Origin of the sequence: Dokdonella sp., assembly GCF_044227025.1 — a bacterium.
GTDB lineage: Bacteria > Pseudomonadota > Gammaproteobacteria > Xanthomonadales > Rhodanobacteraceae > Dokdonella_A.
The window spans coordinates 222036-242614 of record NZ_JBGAFX010000006.1; the positions used below are offsets into that span (position 1 = coordinate 222036).

General features: G+C 68.8%; 14 protein-coding genes. 7 read left to right on the forward strand and 7 right to left on the reverse strand.

Translation table 11 applies throughout. The features are described from left to right. Positions 1-24: 24 nt before the first annotated feature. Positions 25-1719 carry a proprotein convertase P-domain-containing protein gene (locus ACILRJ_RS15195; protein ID WP_395684045.1) on the reverse strand — a complete coding sequence of 565 codons (1695 nt, stop codon included), beginning with the start codon at positions 1717-1719 and terminating at the stop codon, positions 25-27. 437 nt (positions 1720-2156) lie between these two features. Here ACILRJ_RS15195 and glnE point away from each other — a divergent pair, with 437 nt between their 5' ends. Together glnE and ACILRJ_RS15205 are read left to right on the forward strand one after the other, a co-directional pair. Further along, on the forward strand, positions 2157-5033 hold the full coding sequence (gene glnE, locus ACILRJ_RS15200) for a bifunctional [glutamate--ammonia ligase]-adenylyl-L-tyrosine phosphorylase/[glutamate--ammonia-ligase] adenylyltransferase (protein ID WP_395684046.1): 2877 nt from the start codon (positions 2157-2159) through the stop codon (positions 5031-5033). A gap of 162 nt (positions 5034-5195) precedes the next feature. Continuing rightward, on the forward strand, positions 5196-7067 hold the full coding sequence (locus tag ACILRJ_RS15205; RefSeq protein ID WP_395684047.1) for a hypothetical protein: 1872 nt from the start codon (positions 5196-5198) through the stop codon (positions 7065-7067). 40 nt (positions 7068-7107) lie between these two features. On the opposite strand, the gene ACILRJ_RS15210 is transcribed toward ACILRJ_RS15205, so the two are convergent. After that, complete coding sequence (locus ACILRJ_RS15210; RefSeq protein ID WP_395684048.1) at positions 7108-8097, reverse strand: mitochondrial fission ELM1 family protein; 990 nt, start codon at positions 8095-8097, stop codon at positions 7108-7110. Between the two features lie 211 nt (positions 8098-8308). On the opposite strand from ACILRJ_RS15210, the gene ACILRJ_RS15215 reads away from it, so the two are divergent. Continuing rightward, on the forward strand, positions 8309-8914 hold the full coding sequence (locus tag ACILRJ_RS15215) for a YceI family protein (protein ID WP_395684049.1): 606 nt from the start codon (positions 8309-8311) through the stop codon (positions 8912-8914). Positions 8915-9016: 102 nt separating this feature from the next. On the opposite strand, the gene ACILRJ_RS15220 is transcribed toward ACILRJ_RS15215, so the two are convergent. Further along, on the reverse strand, positions 9017-10288 hold the full coding sequence (locus ACILRJ_RS15220) for a Yip1 family protein (protein ID WP_395684050.1): 1272 nt from the start codon (positions 10286-10288) through the stop codon (positions 9017-9019). Positions 10289-10463: 175 nt separating this feature from the next. Between ACILRJ_RS15220 and ACILRJ_RS15225 the strand changes: the two genes are divergently transcribed. The 3 genes from ACILRJ_RS15225 to ACILRJ_RS15235 all read left to right on the forward strand — a co-directional run bounded on the left by ACILRJ_RS15225 (position 10464) and on the right by ACILRJ_RS15235 (position 13112). Beyond that, positions 10464-10673, forward strand: coding sequence for a zinc-finger domain-containing protein (locus tag ACILRJ_RS15225; protein ID WP_395684051.1), 210 nt, complete (start codon positions 10464-10466; stop codon positions 10671-10673). 4 nt (positions 10674-10677) lie between these two features. Next, complete coding sequence (locus ACILRJ_RS15230) at positions 10678-11799, forward strand: glycosyltransferase (RefSeq protein ID WP_395684052.1); 1122 nt, start codon at positions 10678-10680, stop codon at positions 11797-11799. 92 nt (positions 11800-11891) lie between these two features. Further along, on the forward strand, positions 11892-13112 hold the full coding sequence (locus tag ACILRJ_RS15235; protein WP_395684053.1) for an O-antigen ligase family protein: 1221 nt from the start codon (positions 11892-11894) through the stop codon (positions 13110-13112). A gap of 33 nt (positions 13113-13145) precedes the next feature. Here the strand turns inward: ACILRJ_RS15235 and ACILRJ_RS15240 are convergent, their stop codons facing one another. The 3 genes from ACILRJ_RS15240 to lpxL all read right to left on the reverse strand — a co-directional run bounded on the left by ACILRJ_RS15240 (position 13146) and on the right by lpxL (position 17566). Continuing rightward, entirely contained in the window at positions 13146-13733 is a 588-nt protein-coding gene (locus ACILRJ_RS15240) for a phospholipid scramblase-related protein (protein ID WP_395684054.1), read from the reverse strand. Between the two features lie 167 nt (positions 13734-13900). After that, positions 13901-16489 (reverse strand): DUF2339 domain-containing protein, encoded by a 2589-nt coding sequence (locus ACILRJ_RS15245; protein WP_395684149.1) that lies wholly within the window; start codon positions 16487-16489, stop codon positions 13901-13903. Between the two features lie 156 nt (positions 16490-16645). Next, positions 16646-17566, reverse strand: coding sequence for an LpxL/LpxP family Kdo(2)-lipid IV(A) lauroyl/palmitoleoyl acyltransferase (gene lpxL, locus ACILRJ_RS15250; protein ID WP_395684055.1), 921 nt, complete (start codon positions 17564-17566; stop codon positions 16646-16648). Between the two features lie 251 nt (positions 17567-17817). Here lpxL and waaA point away from each other — a divergent pair, with 251 nt between their 5' ends. Next, positions 17818-19107 (forward strand): lipid IV(A) 3-deoxy-D-manno-octulosonic acid transferase, encoded by a 1290-nt coding sequence (gene waaA, locus ACILRJ_RS15255; protein ID WP_395684056.1) that lies wholly within the window; start codon positions 17818-17820, stop codon positions 19105-19107. A 63-nt stretch (positions 19108-19170) separates the two neighbouring features. Here the strand turns inward: waaA and ACILRJ_RS15260 are convergent, their stop codons facing one another. Beyond that, positions 19171-20565 carry a TolC family outer membrane protein gene (locus ACILRJ_RS15260; RefSeq protein ID WP_395684057.1) on the reverse strand — a complete coding sequence of 465 codons (1395 nt, stop codon included), beginning with the start codon at positions 20563-20565 and terminating at the stop codon, positions 19171-19173. Positions 20566-20579: the final 14 nt, after the last annotated feature.

The window sequence follows — 20579 nt, forward strand, 5'->3', positions numbered from 1 at the left end:
CTGGTTTGCGTCGCTGTTGAACGATTACGGTCCGTCGAAGCCGTTGCGGAAGATGATGTCCGAATCGGCGCAGATCGAGCAGGTGCCCACGAACGCCGGTGTCGGTGTCAGCGACCAGCTGACGATCGTTCCGGTATCGCCTCCCGCACCGTCGGAGGCGGTCAACGTCCAGTTGCCGAGCGTGCTTTCGCCCGCCAGCGTGGACAGTGGCGTTACCGGAGCCGCATCGGCCACCGGCCATGCCGCGGCGGAGCCTGCGGCGTCGCAGGCCGTTTCCGGATCAGGCTGGCCATCCGCGAAGGTGACGTGGATGTCGTTGTTGCTGCATCCGAAGCCGGTCCCCGTGTAGCCCGGGCGATCGAGCAGCGTGATGGCGGTTCCGGCCGGGCTGTGCAGCACGAGCGTCACGTCGCCGACCCAGGTGTGCGTGACATCGACGTGCACGGTGAGAGCGGTGAGCGTGAGGTCCTGCGTGACGTTGATCGTCGAGGTGGCGCCGGCCGGGTCGTTGTCGGGAATGGGCAGCGGCACGTCGGTCGGCGGGAAGCCGGCGGGCGCGCCGACATCGGCACTGATCGAGCCGCTCGCGCTGCCGTCGTCGCTGGCGATGTTCACTGGCAGGGTGAACGAACTGACGCAGGCCGCCGTCGTGTCCACGCGGATGTCGAAGTTCGCCGTGGCCGAGCTGCCGCCCGTGATGGTGCCGAGCGGGACGCTCGACGTCACGTACGTCACGCCCGCCGGCGCCGGACCGAGGCTGGCAACGACGTTGTGGAAGTCGCCATTCAGCGCGCTGACCGGCACTGCGATCTGCACCGTCTCGCCGGGCTCGATCACGCCGTTGTTCTGGCCAGGCGCCGATACGCACTGGTCGGTCAAGACGGCCGAAGCGGTATCGACCGTGATGGTCGGTACGCCCGCACCCGAAGTGCCGGCGATCACGAACGGAATGCCAAGCGTCGACGTGCCGTCGAGCGCCGGTCCCCAGGCACCCGTGGCGAACTGCATGGCATTGCCGGTCACTTGCGTGTTGAGGATCGCCAGTGGCGGCGCCCACGGACCGGAAGCAAGCGAACCGGTGGCCTGCCAGTCGAGCCAGTAGGTGCCTTGATTGAGTACCGGGCAGCTCGAAAGGTCGATCGTCTCCACCATGATCGGGCGCGTGCAGCCGGGTGCGGTGTCCTGCATGCGGTAGACGCCGGAGAACTCGGTGGCGGTCATGCGGTTGGTGGTGTCATCGCCGCAGACGATGTTCGACGCGGGATCGCCGGGCGGACCGTCCCAGATGCGTGCCGATACGGCCGTGAAGGTCGATGTGGTGGTCGAGCCGGTCTGGTAGGAGAAGATGTAGCCGTTCTGCAGGGTCCAGGCGCCACCGGCCGGAACGACGAAATCGTCCGCCATGCGCGTGGCGCCGGCCGAGGAGGCGCCGAAACCGAAGAGGGTGCCGGGAGCTTGCAGGAAGCTCGAATTGCCGGCGTCGGCAGAGCAGGAAGCAGTGGTGCCGTCGGCAAGGTTGCCGGTGTCGAACAGCGCATTGGCTGGCGGCAACCACACCGCCTTGATGCCGGGAGCCTGCGGCGGAGCCGGCGGCTGCTTGGCGTTGGACTGCGGACCGATCACCTCGCGCGTTTGGGCGGAAGCCAGCATCGGCACGCCGAGCGCGATCGCAATGCAGACGGCAAGTACCGATGGTTTGCTGATGTCTCGTGTATTCAAAGCAACCTCCTAAGATGACTGCGTGAACCCCCCAAGTACAGGAACAAGTGTCGATCGCGTGTAGCGGCGACGACCGACTGCGTGCATTGCCTGGCAAAACCCCGCAATACTCGCTCCCGTAGGTTTTGCGCCCGTCGCGGACGGTCGCCAGTCCGGATCGCTGCACGGTGTGAGACGCCGTGCGGCGACACAGGAATTCTCCACTTATCATGCGTGGCGCCATGCGTCAACGATGAACGGCTGCATGAATGGCCACGATGTCGCCGAAGCGCGAAGACATCATGGCACGACGCGGAGCGGGCGACGCTTCCCATCAATGCCGGGCCGCGCGGGTGCGGGTTGTGTCCTGCCGCACCTCCACGGCGTGGCGCCAACGCCGTGCTGGTCGCCGGGCGCGCTGGCCGCACTCGCCGGGGTGCTGCCACAATGCGCCGACCATGCTCGAACCGACCCGCTGGCCGCGCCCGACCGCCGCCTTCCTCAACGAACGCCTGTCGCGGATCGAGGCGGCCTGCCGCGAGGCGAGCGTGCCATTCCATGATGACGCGGGCGTCGACGACCATCTGTCGTGCGTGCTGCTCGCAAGCGATTTCGCATACCACAGCCTGCTGCGCGAGCCGGCCCTGCTCAGCGCCGATTTCCTGCAGCTGATGAGTGACCCGCGCCACGCGGACGCGCGCGCGGGCATGCTTGCCGACGTGCGCGACACGACCGAGTTGCGCCGCCAGCTGCGGCGTTTCCGACTGCGCGAGGCGTTGCGCCTGATCTGGCGCGACGTGACCGGCACGGACAGCGTCGAGACCACGCTCGCCGGTGCCTCGGTGCTCGCCGAAACCTGCCTCGAGGCGGCGCTGCGTGGCGCCGAGGCGCAGGTTGCGCAACGTCACGGCGTCGTGCGCGACGCGCGCGGTCGCGAGCAGCGCATGGTCGTGCTCGGCCTCGGCAAGCTCGGCGGCGGTGAGTTGAACTTCTCGTCCGACATCGATCTCGTGTTCGCGTTCGCCGAGCACGCCGACAGCGACGGCGCGCGCCCGCTCGATGCGACTGCCTACTACGCACGTATCGGCCAGGCGCTGGTCGGCCTGCTTGCCGACCACAGCGTCGACGGTTATGTATACCGCGTGGACCTGCGCCTGCGGCCGTTCGGCAGCGCCGGCCGACTCGCGCTGTCGTTCAACGCGATGGAGCAGTATTTCCAGCGCGAAGGACGCGACTGGGAACGCTACGCATGGATCAAGGCGCGTCCGGTGGCCGGCGATCGCGCTGCCGGTTCGCGCCTGCTCGAAACGCTGCGTCCGTTCGTGTTCCGCCGCTATCTCGACTACACCGCGTTCGCGGGGCTGCGCGAGATGAAGGCCCTGATCGACGCCGAGGTCGCGCGCAAGGACCTCGCCGACGATCTCAAGCTCGGCTCGGGCGGCATCCGCGAGATCGAGTTCATCGTGCAGCTGGTGCAGTTGATTCGTGGCGGGCGCGAACCGACGCTGCGCGCACGCGGCCTGCTGCCGGCGCTGGCCGCCTGCGAGCAACTCGGTTTCATCCCGACCGCTCGCGCGCACAGGCTGCGCGAGGCCTATCGCTTCCTGCGCCGGCTCGAGAACCGCGTGCAGATGTTCGCCGACCAGCAGGCCCACGCCATTCCGGCGGATGCCGGCGTGCGCGAACGCTTCGCGCTCGGCCTGGGTCACCCCGACTGGGCTTCGCTGGAGATCGAACTGCAACGCCACCGCATGGCCGTCGCCGAGGAGTTCGCGGCGTTGATGGCGGTCGATGCGCGCAGCACCGTGCAGCAGACGCAGGCGCGCTGGCCCGAGTTCTGGCGCGCCGCGGTTGACGAGGGCGTGACGTCGGCGGCGGTTTCGGCGGCGGGGTTCGATCCGCCGACGCAAGTCGTGGCGGAGCTGGAAGCCCTGGTCGGAGGCGCAGCCTTGCGCACGATGTCGGCACGCGCGCGCGAGCGCCTCGATGCGGTCATGCCGGCGCTGTTCGCCGCAGCCGCCGCGCAAGCCGAGCCCGCGCGCTGCCTCGTGCGCCTGTTGCGCCTGGTGCAGGCGATCCTGCGGCGTTCGGTCTACCTAGCCCTGCTCGACGAGCAGCCAGCTGCGCTGAAGCGGCTGGGCGCGGTGTTCTCCGCGAGCGCATTCCTGGCCGAGCGCGTGATCGCGCACCCCTTGCTGCTCGATGACCTGTTCGACGATCGCATCGACACCAGCTCGCCGACTGCCGTGGCGATCAGCGACGAACTCGCGCGCCGCCTCGCCCTGCTCGGCGAGGCCGATCCGGAGGCGGAGATCGAGCTGATCCAGGAGCAACGCCAGTCGGTACTGTTCCGTGTCGGGCTCGCGTTTCTTGCCGATCGCGTCGGCGCGGTCGCGTCGGCGCGGACATTGGCCGACGTCGCCGGTGCGGTCGTCGAGTCGGTGCTGCGCATTGCCGAGCGCGACATGGTCGCCGCACATGGGCGCATTGCGGCGGACGAGGGTGGCGGCAGCGGCCTGGTGGTGGTTGCCTACGGCAGTTTCGGCGGCTGCGAGCTCGGCTTCGGTTCCGACCTCGACCTTGTGTTCCTCTATGACGGCGCACGCGCGCAGCGCGAGTCCGACGGCGCCAAGCCGCTCGATGGCATGCGCTACTACGCGCGCCTCGCGCAGCGCATCGTGCACCTGCTCGGCACGCAGACGCGCGCCGGGCGACTGTACGAAGTGGACGTGCGCCTGCGTCCTGACGGCAGCAAGGGCATGCTGGTACAGAGTCTCGACGGCTATGAGGCCTACCAGCGCGAACGCGCCTGGACCTGGGAGCTGCAGGCGCTGGTGCGCGCGCGGGCGACCGCCGGCGATGGCGCGTTGGCGCGGCGCTTCGCGACGATCCGCGCGAACCTGCTTGCGCAGCCGCGTGACGCCGACGCCCTGCGGGTCGAGGTGACCGACATGCGTGCGCGCTGGCGCGCCGAGCGGGATCGATCCACTGCGGTCGAGTTCGACCTCAAGCAGGGCGCCGGCGGGCTGGTCGACATCGAGTTCCTGTTGCAGGGTCTGGTGTTGCAGCACGCCGCGCGGCATCCGGCACTGCTCGCCGATGGCGGCAGCGCCGCCTTGATCGACGCGCTGCGTGCCTGCGGCGTGATCGACGCGGAGACCGCCAGCGCGCTCGCCACCGCGCATGCCGACCTGCTGGCGCGCGCGATCCGCTGCACGCTCGATGCGCGCCCGCGCGTGGTCGCGCGCGATGCCGACATCGAGCGCGCGACGCAGGCCGTGCGCGCCGCCGCGCGACGGTGCGGCTTCGATTTCGCGGATGCCATGTCCTCGTAGCCGAGCTTGCCCGGCGCAGGCGCACGAGAAGGCAAGGGCAGCGCAAGCTGCGCTCCACGGGCAGGTGACTGGAGGACCTCGCGCGATGCGGCATTGTAAAAAAGCGTGCCCCGCGCCGGCGCGCTGGTATGGTGGCGCAGGGCAACGGCGACGGAGCGGAACATGCACGACGTGGCGATGAATCGGCCCGAATGCGATGTCGTCATGAAGGGCGGCATTACCAGTGGCGTCGTCTATCCGCGCGCGATCGCGCGACTTGCCGCGCACTACCGTCTGCGCAGCGTTGGCGGCGCATCGGCCGGTGCGATCGCCGCTGCTGCTGCGGCCGCTGCCGAATACGGGCGCGCCACAGGTGGTTTCGAGCGCCTGCGCGGCCTGTCCGACCAGCTGGCGCAAACCGTCGACGGCAGCGCGCGCGGCGCGACGCGCCTGTTCCGCCTGTTCCAGCCGCAGTCGTCGACGCGACGCCTGTACCACCTGTTGGTTGCCGGCCTGATGCCGGAACAGCGCGCACGAGGACTTGCGGCTGCGCGCTGGCTGTTGGCGTCCCTGCGCTGGTTCCCGCTCACGGCGTTGTTCGCGTTGCTGGTCGCGCTGCTGGCGCTGTCGCTGCTGGGTCATTCCGATTTCGCCGGCAGTGCGCTCGCATGGGTGGGCGCTGCGGCTGCGCTGTTTGCAGCGTTTGTCACCTTTGTTCTCGTGTTGGCCGTGCGCATCGCCTGCCACGCGCTGCGCGTCCTGCCGGCGAACGGTTACGGTCTGTGTTCCGGGCTCGGTGGCGACGATGCGCTGACGCCGTGGCTGCATGCGACGTTGCAGTCGCTGGCCGGACTCGATCCACGGCGCCCGCTGCGCTTCGGCGATCTCTGGCGCGGCCATGCACCGCCGGCGGACTACGTCGCCGCGTCCGCGCGCGTGCATGCGCGCGAGCGCGACATCGACCTGCGCCTGATGACGACTGCGTTGAGCCAGGGGCGTCCGTACAGCTTGCCGCTCGACAACGCGACGTTCTGCTTCGACGTCGACGAAATGCGCGCGCTGTTTCCGCAGGACGTTGTCGACGCACTGCTGGCGGACTCGCCCGGCCGCATCGAGGACGGCGCATTGCGCGGACGCTATCGCATGCCGGAGATGGAAGACCTGCCGGTGCTGGTGGCGGTGCGCATGAGCCTCGCATTCCCTCTGCTGCTTTCGGCGGTGCCGCTGTGGCGCGAAAGGCTCGACCCGGTTCCGCGTGCGCCCGGGCAGTGGCGGCACGTCGCCGAACGCGTGTGGTTCTCCGACGGCGGCATCTGCAGCAACTTCCCGATCCACTACTTCGACGCGCTGGTGCCGTCGCGACCGACTTTCGGCATCAATCTGGTCGATGCCGAATTCGTGCCGCCCGAGCCGCGGGATCCGGTCGACTTCGTCTGGATGCCCGACCACAACGGCAGCGGTGCGACAAGCACGGTGGTGGATGTGGAGCGCAAGGGGCTGCGCAGTTTCATCGGCGCGATCCTGACCACCATGCAGGACTGGAGCGACAGCACCCAGCTCGCGATCCCTGGTTACCGCGACCGCATCGTCGCGGTGCGCCTGAAGGAAGGAGAGGGCGGGCTCAACCTGCGCATGGCGCCGGCGCTGATCGAGCGCCTCGCCGTGCGCGGCGAGGCCGCCGCCGACCTGCTGCTCGCGCACTATGCGCAGCGCGATCCGCCGCCGGGGGTGGTGACCGGCTGGCGCAACCATCGCTGGGTCCGCTATCGCGTTGCGATGCGCGTACTCGGCGAAGCGTTCGACGGGTTGCTGCGTGCCGAAGCGGGAACTGCCGACGGCGATGCCGCGCTGCAGCCGATGCACGCCGATCCGCCGAGTTACGCCTTCCGTTCCGGTCGCCAGCGCGATGCCGCGCTCGCGGCGTATCGCGAACTGCTCGCGCTCGCGCGCCGTTTCGCGCAGGAACGCGAGGATCTCGGCTATTCGCCGTTCGACCACGATGCGCACGACGGCCCGCATCCGCGACCGGTGTTGCGCATCCGGCCGCCGTTGTAGGGCGGTACGCGCGAGTCGCCGCTGCGCGACGCGACCCGCCCTACGGGGACGTCGTGCCCAAAGGACGCCGTGTGGCGTGCCAGCGCGCGCGCACGAGTTCGGCGATGGCTGCCGTCTCGGCGAGCGGTGGCGGTTGCGGGCGCGGCGTTTCATCGCCGAGCGCGCGCAGGTGACCGCTGGCCGCCAGCTCGGCGTGGAATGCGGCGAGCTTGCCGCCGATCGCGCGCGGTGCATAGGTGTAGACCGGCTTGCCGGTCGCACACGCTTCGCTCAGCATGTTCACCGAGTCGGGCGTGACTACCAGGCGGTCGGCCCATGCGAGCAGGCCAGCGTAGGGGTTTTCGCCGTCGGCATCGCTGGACCAGAACATGCCGGGCAGGTTCGCGAACGCGCGGCGCAGGGATTCGGTGACCGCGCGCGGCGTGCGTCGCGACACGCTGACGAGGAAGCTGCCGCCGTCGCTGGTGTGCCAGGCTTCTAGGCGATCGAGCAGGGCGGAGAAATATGCAGCGTCGAGCCGCTGCGCGCGATTGGAGGCGCCGACCAGCACGCTCGTGCGCGGCCCCGGCAACGCCGCGAACCGGGCGAAGCGCGCGCGGCCGTCGGCGAGCCAGGCGTGGTCGACCGGGTTCAACGCGCCGATGCTGCGGATCACGTTGTCGCCAGAAATGCCGTCGTGCGCCGGCGCGATCACGAGGTCGAACGCACGGCTGTCGATGCGCGGGTCGAGGATCTGCACGGTGCGCGCATGCCCCGCGCTGCAGTCGCGCAGCAGGCGTGTGGCGAGCGCGGCGCGCCGGCCGCAACCGATCGCGAGGTCGGGCCATGGTGGCGCCAGCGCGGCGCCATGTTCATCGCGGATCGCGTGCGATGCGCCGGCAAGCAGACGCGGCGCGAGCGCATCCCACGGCTGGCGCACGCGGATGCGCACCACTCGCGGCTCGAGCGCGAGCGCGCGCGCGAGCGCGAGCGCCTGGCGCTCGTTCCCCGCGGCTCCGTCGGTGATTGCCCAACATGTGACCGGATCCATCGGTGCAGCCTAATGCAAGCGACTCGGCGGGCGCGACCGGCGGCCATCGTTCCCCGCGGGAAACACTGCTTCCGCCGCGCGGCTCTTGCGATGTGCCGTGCCCTGCCACATTCTTTCAGGTGTCAACACATCCGGGCCAAGGTGCAGCGTTCACTGCCTATTCCGCATTGGCAGCGTTTCATCCACGCCCTCATCGCAAAGGAGTTTGTCCATGTTCCGTCGCATCGCTCTTGCCAGCGCGCTGGCCCTCGCCGCACCGGCCGCTTTTGCCGGCAGCTACACGCTCGATCCCGGCCATACCCAGGTCGTCTTCAGCTGGAACCACTTCGGCTATTCGAACCCGACCGCACAGTTCCGTAAGATCGACGGCTCGCTCGAGTTCGATGCCGCGAATCCGACCAAGGCGAGCGTCAAGGTCACGATCCCGCTCGCCAGCGTCAACAGCAATGTCGAGAAGCTCGACGAGCATCTGCAGAGCGCGGAATTCTTCGATTCGGCGAAGTATCCGGACGCCGTGTTCAAGAGCACGAAGGTCGAGAAGGGTCCCGGTGAAGGCCAGCTGATCGTCACCGGCGACCTCAGCCTGCACGGCGTCACCAAGCCGGTCGTGCTCGATGCGGTGGTCAACCAGGTCGGCGAACATCCGATGCGCAAGGCGCCAGCGGTCGGTTTCGACGCTACCGCGACGATCAAGCGTTCGGAGTTCGGCATCAAGACCTACGTGCCGATGGTCAGCGACGACATCCACCTGCGCATCACGACCGAAGCGATCGACGCGAAGGCGTATGCCGAGAGCCTGAAGAAGCCGAAGGGCTGATGAGGGGCGGGCGGGACGAGCGCGCAGCGCGAGTCCCGCCACCCGCGCCCAAGTTGTATTTGGCGGCACGCGCTTCGCGCGTACCGCCCTGCGAGTGCGGAATCAGCCCTGCTTGACGCCCTGCGCCTTGAGCGCTTCGAGGCCGGCGAGGTTGAGGGTACCGACGGCGCCCTTGAGTTCGTCGATGCTGCCGGCCTGACCGGACAGCTTCACGGTGAAGCGATCACCGAGCACGATGCTGTACTCGCCGTGCTTGTCCTGGCTGTCCCATTCCTCATGGATCAGGCGACCGTCCTGCTTGTAGGTTTTCTCAAAGCCGTGGTCGGTTTCGCGCTCCTGCTGCAGCGCAGCCCAGCCGGCCATCGCCATGATGCCCTTGGCCGAGCCCATGTCGGTGACTTCGAGGCGCAGCGAGCGCCCCGAAGTACTGTCCGAGTAGGTCGCGTTCGCGGTCGACACCTGCATGCCCATCGCGCCATTCTTCTCGGCCGAGAAGTCGGTGCGCGGCAGGCCGGCGAGCGTCGCCGGCACGAACGGCTTCAGCACGTCCGGCGCGAGCGCCTCGACCTGGTCGCCGCCGCCCATCGCGGCGCCGATGACCGCACCCATCGCCTTGCCCTGTGCATCGGCGTCGCCGGACTTCTGCGCGGCTTCGAGCTGCTTGCCCGCGGCTTCCATCTTCTGGCCGGCGGCGGCAAGCTGGCCGAGAGCGCTGTCCTTGTCGATGGTGATGCTGCCGTCGCTGCTGCCGATGTGTAGATTGGAACCCGCGGCACCCATGTTCATGATCGCGCCCGCGCCGATGATGCCGCCGACGACCAGCGCGCAGATCCAGCTCAGCACGATCGCGATGATGACGCTAACCGCGGTATAGCCGGCGGCCTTGTCGGCCGGCGCCTTCATCGTGTGTGGCAGCCCGAGGTAGAGCAGGTAGATGCTGTAGATGCCGCCAGCGAGCGCAATCAGCCAGCCGATGCCGGGAACGATCTGGAAGATGCCGGCGACCCAGCTCGCGGTCCACGCATAGGCAACCGTCTTCAGTGCCTGCACCGGATTCTTCTCGCCGCCGAAGCTCGGCGCGAGCGCGTCGATGATCAGCGCCATCACGTACGCCATCGCAAGTGCGAGCGCGTAGGCGACGATCGCGCCGGTGATGCCGGTGCCGATGCCAGCGCGGTAGGTCACGCCGAAAAACGTCGTGCCGATGATGCTGCCCTTGATGAAGCCGGCGATTGGCGGGATCACCGCCAGGATCACGATCCAGTTCTTGTACAGGTCCGGCACGGTCGCCGCTTCGCCTGCTATGACCGGCCATTCGGTCTTCGGTGTCAGCAGAATCGCCTTGGCGCGTGCAATCAACTTGTTGATATCCACGTATTCCCTCCCGTTTGCTGATCGATGGGGGTATCGAACGAAGCCGCGGCATTCTAGGCCACTCGGCCCGTGCGCGTGCCTGCGTGCTGTTCACTGAACTGCCGTGAAGCATTTCACATACTGGTTGGCATGCCTTGTGCTGGTAAACTGCAAAGCTCTGTCCATGGAGTAGAGCATGTTGCGCCCCAATCCTGCGGCGGAAAGGACGATTCCCGCCAATGCCGAGAACCGCTACCGGGTCTCTTCGACCGACTTGCCGCTGAGCTGCCCGATGTCGGGCATGTCGCTGTGGAACTCGCATCCGAAGGTCTACCTGCCGATTGCCGAGCAGGGCGGGCACGCCAAATGCCCGTACTGCGGTGCCGAATACGACCTCGCGGCCTGAGCGAATGAGCGAAGCTCGCCTCACCGTCGTGCAGCTGCTGCCGGCGCTGGAAGCCGGTGGCGCCGAGCGTTCGGCGCTCGAGGTGGCGCGTGCGCTGGTCGCGGCCGGGCACCGCTCGATCGTCGTGTCCGCCGGCGGACGCATGGTCGAACAACTCCTGCGCGAAGGGAGCGAACATTTCGCGATGCCGATCGGCGCGAAGTCGTTCCGGGCGCTTGCGCAGGCAGCGAAACTGCGTGCCCTGATCCGGCGCGAACGCGCCGACATCGTGCATGCGCGCTCGCGCATGCCGGCCTGGGTTGGCTGGCTCGCGGTACGCGGGCTTAAGACACATTTCGTCACAACTGCACACGGATTGAACAGTCCGGGCATCTACAGCTCGGTGATGGTGCGCGGCGAGCGTGTCGTCTGCGTGTCCAACACGGTGCGCGACTACCTGCTGCGCAACTACCCGAGCACCGATCCGAACCGCCTGCTGGTGATCCCGCGCGGCATCGACCAGGCCGACTATCCGTTCGGCTACCAGGCCGACGGATCGTGGCGCGAATGGTTCTTCGCCGAGTTCCCGCAACTCGTCGGCGCGCCGCTCCTGACCCTGCCCGGGCGCGGTACGCGCCTCAAGGGTCATGCCGACGCGATCGTGCTGGTGGCCGACCTCAAGGCGCGCGGTATTCCGACCCGCCTGCTGATGCTCGGTGCGCGTCAGGAGGGCCGAGAGGCGTATGTCGCCGAACTGGAGCGCCTCGCGGTCGAGCTCGGCGTGGCCGACTGGATCGCGATCAGCGCGCAGCGCGACGATGCGCGCGACGTATTCGCGGCGTCCTCGCTCGTGTTGCAACTGTCGAACAAACCGGAGGCGTTCGGTCGCACGGTGATTGAGGCGCTTGCACTGTGTCGGCCGGTTCTCGGCTACGACCACGGCGGCGTCGGCGAACTGCTCGGTGACCTGTACCCGGCCGGGCGCGTGCCTGCGCGCGATCGCGAACGTCTGACCGAACGGGCGGCCGAGCTGCTGCGCGCGGCGCCGCCGATCGCGCCCTTGCAGCGCTATCGACTCGTCGACATGCAGGATTCCACGCTGGCCGTCTACGAAAGCCTGATGACGGGTGCCCGGGCGCCGCAATGACCGCGAGCAGCGTTGTCCGCTTGGCGGCAGGCGCAACCACTCGCTAAGCTCCATCGAATCGAATCGGGTCGCGCGCCGTGAACTCCCGCCCAATGCCAGCGACGACCCTCGTCGCGATCCTGATCGTGCTCTCGGCGTTGGTGCTGCTGCCGCTGGGGCGCAGCGCCGAGCTGCCGGTGGCAATTGCGGCGCTTGCGGGCCTCGTGCTGCTGGCGCGCGGTCGCCTGCGTCTCGACGACATTGGCGTGCGACTCGTGCTGGTGTTGTTCGCCTGCTACTGGTTGCCGACCCTGCTTTCGGCGTTCGGCGCGGTGGAGCCTGGCAAGACCTGGAGCACCGTCGCAACTACGCTGCGCTTCCTGCCGTTCGCGCTGTTTGTGACATGGGCATTGCGTGACGCATCGCGCTGGCCGGCGCTGGTCGCGGCCGCCGCCATCCTGGCCGGCCTCTGGGGGCTCGATGCATGGGTGCAGATGGCGACCGGCTACAGCCTCGGTGGCGCAGCTGAGAAGGAGCGCGTGTCCGGCATCTTCGGTGCCGGCAACCTCAAGCTTGGGCCGGTACTCGCGACATTGTCGCCATTCGTGCTGCTTGCGGCACGCGCGCGCTTCGGCTGGCGTGGCCTGGTCGTCGCGTTCCTGTTGCTCGCCGCGCCGATCCTGCTCGCCGGCTCGCGCGCGGCGTGGTTGTCGTATGCGCTCGTCGGCGTGTTGCTGGCGTGGCACGAAACCCGCAATCCACGCCGCTTCCTCGGCGCATGCGTCGCGTTGGCGCTGTGCATCGGCGCGCTCGCCGCGTTCGCCTGGCATGATTCGGCGCGCTTCGGTGCACGCATCGAGCGCAGCCTGCGCGCGCTGCAGGGCACCGAGGCGGCGATCGACGAAGCCTCGGCGGGACGCCTGCGCATCTGGCGCACCGCGCTCGCGATGAGTGCGGCGCATCCGCTCACGGGCGTCGGCGTGCGCGGCTTCCGCTACGCGTATCCGGACTACGCCGCCCCGGACGATCGCTTCGTCGATCGCGCCAGCGACACCGGCGCCTCGCATGCGCACCAGATCGTGCTTGAAGTGCTCAGCGAGACCGGCGTGGCCGGTCTGCTGTGCTGGATCGCCGGCGCGTGGTTCGCGCTGCGCGCGTGGTGGCGCGCGGATGCGGCCGCGCGCGCGCGCGCGTTCGCGCCGGCACTCGCGCTTGCCGCGATGTGCTTCCCGCTCAACACCCACCTCGCGTTCTATTCGGCGTGGTGGGGGTTGTTGTTCTGGTGGCTGCTCGCGCTGTATTGCGCCGCGCTCGGTGCGCGCGAGGCGGCGTAGGGCGGTACGCGCGCCGCGCGTGCCGCCGGCGCGTCACTCCTTGAGCACCATGTCGATGCACATCACCGCGGCCATGATCGGAATGCGCACGGTGTCGTCCGGTTTCACGCTCGGGCTGATCGACAGCATGTAGTTGTCGGCCGAGGTGAACATTTCCTTGCCGAGGCCGGACCACTTCTTCGACACCTTCGCAAGCTCGCGCTCGCCGCTCATGAAGCGGAATTCCCAGCTGGTCCACTTGCCGACCAGGGTGCACAGCAGCTTCTCGTTCGCGTCGAACACGTCGAACTTGCCGCCGATGGAGAACAGCTTCTGCTTGAACACGCCGACCACGCGGTCATTCTCGTCGAGCACGTCGACCTTGGACAGGAACAGCGAGATGCCGCGCTTGACCGTCAACACCTTGCGGCCTTCCGGCGTGGTGATGCGCACGTCGAACGGGGTCATGCGCTTGTAGTCGGTGAAGCGCAGCAGCTTGGTGAAGAAGCCGAGGTTCGGCTCGCGGCACTCGAGCACCTTCCTGCCGTTGCCCGGATTGAAGATGTCGAAGTTGTTGGCGGCCTTGAACAGGCCGACGTGTTCCTTTACGAGGTAGGTGTTCTCGCGCAGCGCTTCATGCATGGTGGCGTTCCATCGTGGAAAGAATGTGGTTGCCGCGTGCATCCGTCGCACGCCCGCACGCCGCGGCGATGCGGCATGCAGTCGATCGATCGGAGTTCCCGGCGGCGACGCCCGCTCGCGGGCTGCCGGGGCGAATGCTACGCCTGAACCGGCCGGTGGCACCACTGCTAATGGGGTTCGCGCGCCTCGTCGCGCGGCGGTGCCGGCGCAAAGTAGCCGATAACCGTGCAGAGCAGGCCGTAGGCGATGAACGAGGCGATGCCGAACAGGTTGCCGAGGTGGCTGCGGTCGACCATCAGCAGCTTCGCCAGCACCACGCCCATCAGCAACGCGCCGGCGAGCCACAACGTGCGATGGCCACGCCGCGAGCCGAGCACCCAGCCGAGCACGCCAAGCACGCTCCACACTACCGTCAACGAGGTCTGCGCGAGGTTGGATGACCACAGGTGTTCATCCCACGCGATGCCGCCCAGCTGGTGCGTCGCGCGCAAGGTCGCCGCGGTGACGAACAGGAAACCAGCGCCGGCGAGCAGCAGCGCGCGCCGCGATGCGAGGTCGCGCGGCGCGTCCGTATCGGCGAGCCAGCGCGCGCCGAGTGCAAGCAGGCCCAGCTGCACCAGTTCGACCGGGTTGAGCAGCGGCAGGTACGGCAGCGGCACGCTGTCGCCGTCGTGCCAGAGCAGGCCCAGCAACAGACAGGCCGCGACGACCGCCTGCACCAGCAGCAGCGTGCCGCGCCATTCGGCGAAACGGGCCGCGAGCGGTGCAGCGATCCACCCCGGGCGCAGCAGCGCGAGCGCCCACGCGGCGAGCAGGGGCGACGCGCTGAATGCGATTTGCCAGCCGGTGCCGAGCCTGAGGTCGCCGGCGAACTGGCCGAGCGCGACCGCGCCGGCGCAGGTCCAGGTCCACAGCCAGCCGATCTGCGCGAGCGCCGGCGTCGGATCGCGTCGCGCGCCGAGCTGCCGCAAGGCGTACGCACCGGCAAGCGCGTAGGAAGCGAATGCGGCGAGGCCCCAGCCGATGAACGGTCGCAGGTCGGCATCATCGAACAGCAGGGCGATCGGTACACCGACGGCGAGCGCGAGTGCGGCCGTGAGTGCGGTCGCGAACGCGCGGGTGTGGCGCGTGGCGGCGGCCGCGAGCGCCGCGGTCAGCGCGACGAGCGCGAGCCATGCCGCCGGCCGCTGCGACACCGGGACGAAGCGGTCGACCTCTCGCAGGCCGGCGCCGAGCCACCAGAGGAGGCCCCAGAGGTACAGCGGCACGTACGACACGCGGCGCGTGTCGTCGCGCCGGTGGTAGAGCCATGCGCTGGCGAAGGCGGCGAGCGCGACCAGCAGCGCGCTGATGCAGGTGCCGTTCGCGATTGCGACGGTTTCGTTGTTCGCCGCGCCGTCGGCGAGCGCCCACGCGAACGCGAACGCGGCGAGTGCCTGCAACGTGAGCCCCGCGATGCGCGGCAGGCGGCGCTGTTCGCGCAGGCCGAGCCAGACCAGTGCGGCGCCTTCGAGCGCGAACATGCACGCAGTCGAGCGCGCGCTCAGTGCGAGCGGCAGCGCCAGTGTCGCGAAGCCGGCGCCAAGCACCGCGAACGACTCGCCGAGCACGCGGCGACGCGGCAACTGCCACGCGGCGAGCACCGCGTACAGCGCGGCCAGCGCCAGGGCCGAGTACGCGAGCGGCATGCGCTCGCCTTCGAGCAGGGCCGACTGCAACGCGAACGCGAGCAGCGGATTGCCGAACACCAGTGTGCCGTCGACGAGGTCGCGTTGCTGCGGCTCGCGCCGGCGCGCATACAGGATCGGGATCGCGAGATAGATCGCGAAGAACAGCACGAGGAATGGTTCGGTGCTGCCGAACAGCGCGTGCTGGTAGCGCAGCACGCCCCAGGCGGTGCCGATCGCGAACGTGAAGAAGAAGCCGAGCAGGTTCAGCGCGCGCCACGAGCGCACCCAGGCGATCGCGAAGATCGCGAGGTTGAGCAGGGCGTAGTACGAGAACAGCACGACGTGGTCGCCGCTGCCGGTCGAGATCAGGATCGGCGCGGCGAAGCCGGCGAGGATGCCGAGGATCGCCAGCGCCAGCGCATCCTGCAGCACCGCGAGCGCGCCGGTCCCGGCGACGAGCACGAGCATCAGGCCGAACGCGAGCGCCGGTGGCAGCAGGTGGTAAAGGCGGAAGGCGGCGAACACCGTCATCAGCATCACGCCGATCGCGCCGCCCTGCAGGGCGAGGCCGAAGCTCGGCCGGCGCAGGCGCTCGCGCCAGCCGAAGGCGAGGCCCGCCAGCGCAGCGAGCGCGATGCCGAGCAGACGAAACTCGATCGGCAGCGTGAACCAGCCCTGGTCGGCCGCATACTTCAGCAGCGCGGCGACGCCGGCGAACAACACGAGCATGCCGACCTTGACCGGCACGTTGCCTTCGCTGAACCAGCGCCGGACCCCGTTCGCGGCACGCTCGAACAGGTCCGGCCCGCGCGGCGGACGCGGCGAGGGAATGGACACGCGCCGGGGCGCGACCGGAGGTGGCGCCGTGCCGGCGCCCGGCATGTCCAGCTCGATCACGGGCGGGTCGGGTGGCGGTGCGATCGACGGCTCGACCGTCGGCGCCATCGGCGCGGCCTCCGCAACCGGCTCCGCGCGGACCGCTGCGGTTTGCGCAGGCGCCGGTGCGTGCTTCGTCGGCGCGCCCGCGCGCTTGAGTTCGTCGAGTTCATTCCGCAGTGCCTGCACGCGCGTCGACAAGCCGTGCATGCGCGCAAACGCGATGCCGACCGCGAGGCCGGCGAAGAAGCCGAGCGCGACGTCGCCGCCGTCGCCGAAGCTGCCGCCGATGAACAGGCCGGCGATGCACATCGCGACGACGATCAGGAACGCCATGCCGTTCTCTCCCCAGTGGCTGCAAGCGGATCAGTACAAAGGTGGATCGCCGGACGGGCGCGTCTTGAAACGCTTGTGCAGCCAAAGGTACTGGCTCGGCGCTTCGCGCACCATGCGTTCGATAGCCGCGTTGACGCGCGTGGTGTCGGCGACCACATCCCCGCTCGGGAAGTCCGCGAGCGGCGCTTCGAGGCGGATCGCGTAACCGCCGTCGCGCGTGCGGCGATGGAAAAACGGGATCACCGCTGCGCCGGACAGGCGTGCGAGGTGATGGGTCGCGGTGATCGTCGAAGCCGGCACGCCGAAGAACGGCGCGAACACCGCGTCCTTGCCGCGCATGTCCTGGTCCGGCGCGTACCACACTGTGCCGCCGCCCTTGAGGTAACGCACGGTCTGGCGCAGCTCGTGCTTGGCGAACATCGCGTCGGCGTAGCGCAGGCGTGCGCGCTTGATCGCCCACTCGAACGCGGCGTCGGCATGCTCGCGGTACATGCCGGCGATCGCGATGCGCTGCGAGACCAGCCGTGCGCAGAGTTCGAGATGGGAGAAATGCGCGCCGACCAGCAGCACGCCGCAGCCGGCAGCGCGCGCGCGTTCGAGATGATCGAGTCCCTCGAACGCGACCGGGATGCGCTCGACCACGCGACGCGAACCCATCCACGCCAGCGCGAACTCGACCAGCATGACGCCGGCGTCGCGCAGGTTGTCTTCCAGCAGCGCCGCACGCGTGCCCGCCTCAAGTTCGGGAAAGCACAGTTCGAGGTTGCGCGCGGCGACGCGCCGACGCTCGCCGAACACGCGCGCCGCGATCCAGCCGAGCCCGCGCCCGATGCGCAGCAGCCAGCGGTGCGGCAACAGCGCGACGAGGCGGATCGCACCGAGCCCGAGCCATGCAGGCCAGTGCAGCGGGGACAACAAGGCGGGTCGGAACGGCGGCGCGGGTTGCGGCATGCGCGGATTATGCTTGAGGGTCGATCATCAGCGAACCTGATCCACGCTGGCAATTCCGTGCGCCCCGAGTGCAGGCCCGCAGGGCCGGAGTCGAAGGGGCCTCGCCCGCGGCAGCGTTTCGACTTCGCTCGCGCCGCTCGCTGCGCTCAACACGTACCGATCGGGGAAGCGAACGGTCAGGCGCAGTTGGTTTCGAGCCGCGACGCGGGTTCTCAAAGCTATACTGCCGCACCTTTGCCCTCGCAGCGCCCGTGTTCCAGCGCCTGATCTACACCCTGACGTTGTACCTGCTGACGCCATTCGTGGTGTATCGGCTGGCTGCGCGCGGCATCAAGTACCACGGCTACTTCGCGCGCTGGCGCGAACGTTTCGGTTTCTTTGCCGATCCCGGCATTCGCGACAGCATCTGGATTCACGCGGTGTCGCTCGGCGAGGTCAATGCGGCGATCCCGCTGATCGAGGCGCTCATGCGTCGCTACAGCGATTCGCAATTCGTCATCACCACGGTCACGCCGACCGGTTCCGACCGCGTGCTGCGACTGTTCGGCGACCGCGTGTTCCACGTTTACCTGCCATACGACCTGACCACAGCGGTGAAGCGCTTCCTCGATCGCGTGCGGCCGCGCCTCGCGGTCATCATGGAAACCGAGATCTGGCCTAACCTGTTCATGACCTGCGCCGAGCGCGGCATCTCGATCGTGATCGCGAATGCGCGCCTGTCGGAGAAATCGCTGCGCGGCTACTGGCCGATCCAGCCGCTGGCGCGCCGCGCGATCCGCTGCGCGAGCTTCGTCGCGGCGCAGTCCATGTCCGACTACGAGCGCTTGCGCCGGCTGGGTGCCGACGAGCCGCAGCTCGCGATCGTCGGCAACCTCAAGTTCGATCTCAGCGTGCCCGCCGGCGTGCGCGAGCGCGGCGTGGCGTTCCGTGTTGCCGCAGGCGGTGCGCGCCCGGTGTGGATCGCGGCAAGCACGCACGAAGGCGAGGAGCTGCCGGTGCTGAAGGCGCACGCGGAAGTATTGCGGCGCTTTCCGGATGCACTGCTGCTGGTCGCGCCACGCCATCCCGAACGCTTCAAGCCGCTCGCGACCGCATGCCGCGCGTTCGGCTTCCGCACCGCGACGCGCAGCGAGGACGGCGGCGCGGATCCGTCCTGCCAGTGCTTCGTGGTCGATTCGATGGGCGAGCTGATCGAATTCTACGCGGCGGCCGATGTCGCGTTCGTCGGCGGCAGCCTGGTGCCGGTCGGCGGGCACAACCTGCTGGAACCGGCCGCGCTCGCGCGACCGGTGGTGGTCGGTCCGCAGACGTTCAATTTCGCCGAAGTCACCGAGGACCTGATCGCCGCCGGCGCGGTGCAGCGCATCGAGGACGCGGACCAGCTCGGTCCGGCGGTGGTGCGCCTGTTGTCGCGTGACGTCGAGCGTCGCAGCATGGGCGAAGCCGCGCGCGCGGTAATGGAACGCGAGCGCGGCGCGGTCGATCGCACGATGGAGATCGTGGAGCGGGTGCTTTCCGACAAGGCGATGGCGAAATCGTAGCACTCCGGCCGCAAAGGACCGGAGTGTTCCGGCGGCACGCGCGGCGCGCGTACCGCCCAGCGATCACTCGAGCAGCGCGTTGATCGCCTCGAGGTCCTTCACTTCGATCACGCCGGCGGCCTGCTTCAGCAGCAGACCGTTGACGACGAAGTTGTGGCGTGCGGTCGAGTACGCGCTTTGTGCCTGCAGCAGCGTCTGCTGGCTGATCAGCACGTCGACGATCGTGCGCGTGCCGACTTCGTAGCCGGCCTGGGTCGCCTCGACCGAGCTCTGCGCGGAGACCACCGCGGCCTTGGTCGCCTCGACTTCGCTCGCGCCGGCGATCACCGAACGGTAGTCGTTGCGTGTCGCGGCTTCGACCTGGCGACGGGTGAACTCGTGCTGGTCTTCGCTGTAGTCTCGGTTGTGGATCGCCTGGCGCACGCGCGACTGGGTGTAGCCGCCGGAGAAGATCGGAACGCTCAACTGCAACTGGATCGTGCTGCCCCAGCGTGGATCGCCGGCGAACGCATGATCGCCGCCCAGCCCGCCGTAGTGGCTGTCCGACCAGGTCGGCGCGCGGCCGTAGCTGAGGCTGCCGGTGATGGTTGGCAGGTGGCCGGCGCGTGCGCTGTTGATGTTCGCGTTGGCGGCGTCGACCTGCAAGGCAGACGACTTCAGCGACGGGTTGTTCTTCAGCGCGACGTCGACCCACGCGGCCGGATCGTCCGGAGTCGGGTGGTCGAGTGGCAGGTCTTCGCGCAGGCGCTTGAAGTCGCCAGGTTCCTTGTTGGTCAGCTGACGCACGGATTCGCGCGCGGTGTCGACCGCGTTCTGGTTCGCGATCACGCTGGCGACTGCCTGGTCGTGCTGCGCCTTGGCGTCGTTGACGTCGGTGATCGCGGCGAGGCCGACTTCGAAGCGTTGCTGTGCCTGTTCGAGCTGGCGCGCGAGCGCCTTCTCGTTCGCATCCGAGAACTTCAGCGTGTCGATCGCGCTGAGCACGTTGAAGTAGGCGCGCGCGACATTGATCAGCAGCTGCTGCTGGGCGGCGTCGTAGGTCGCGGCGCCGGCCTCCGCGCCGTAGCGGCTCGCCTTCAGCGCGGTCCACTTGCTGATGTCGAGGATGCTCTGGCGCAGCGATGCGCTGGTCGAGCGGGTGTAGCTTGTCTGGCTGATGCCATCGACCGTGACGAGGTCGCCGGGATCGCCCGGGTTGGCCGGGTTCGGAATCTGCAAGATGCCGTTCTCGCCGCCGCGCGAACGCGTGAAGGTGAGGTCGACGCCGATCTGCGGCAGCAACTGCGAACGCGCCTGGTCGACGTTCTCGTCGGTGGCGAGCTTGGTCGCCTCGGCACCCGCGAGCGTCGGATCGGAAACGCGCGCCTCCTGGTAGACCTGCATCAGGTCGTCTGCATGCGCCGCGGTGCCGGCGCAGGCGAGCGCCACGGCCAACGGCAGGGAACGAAAGCGGGTCATCGATTCATCCTCGG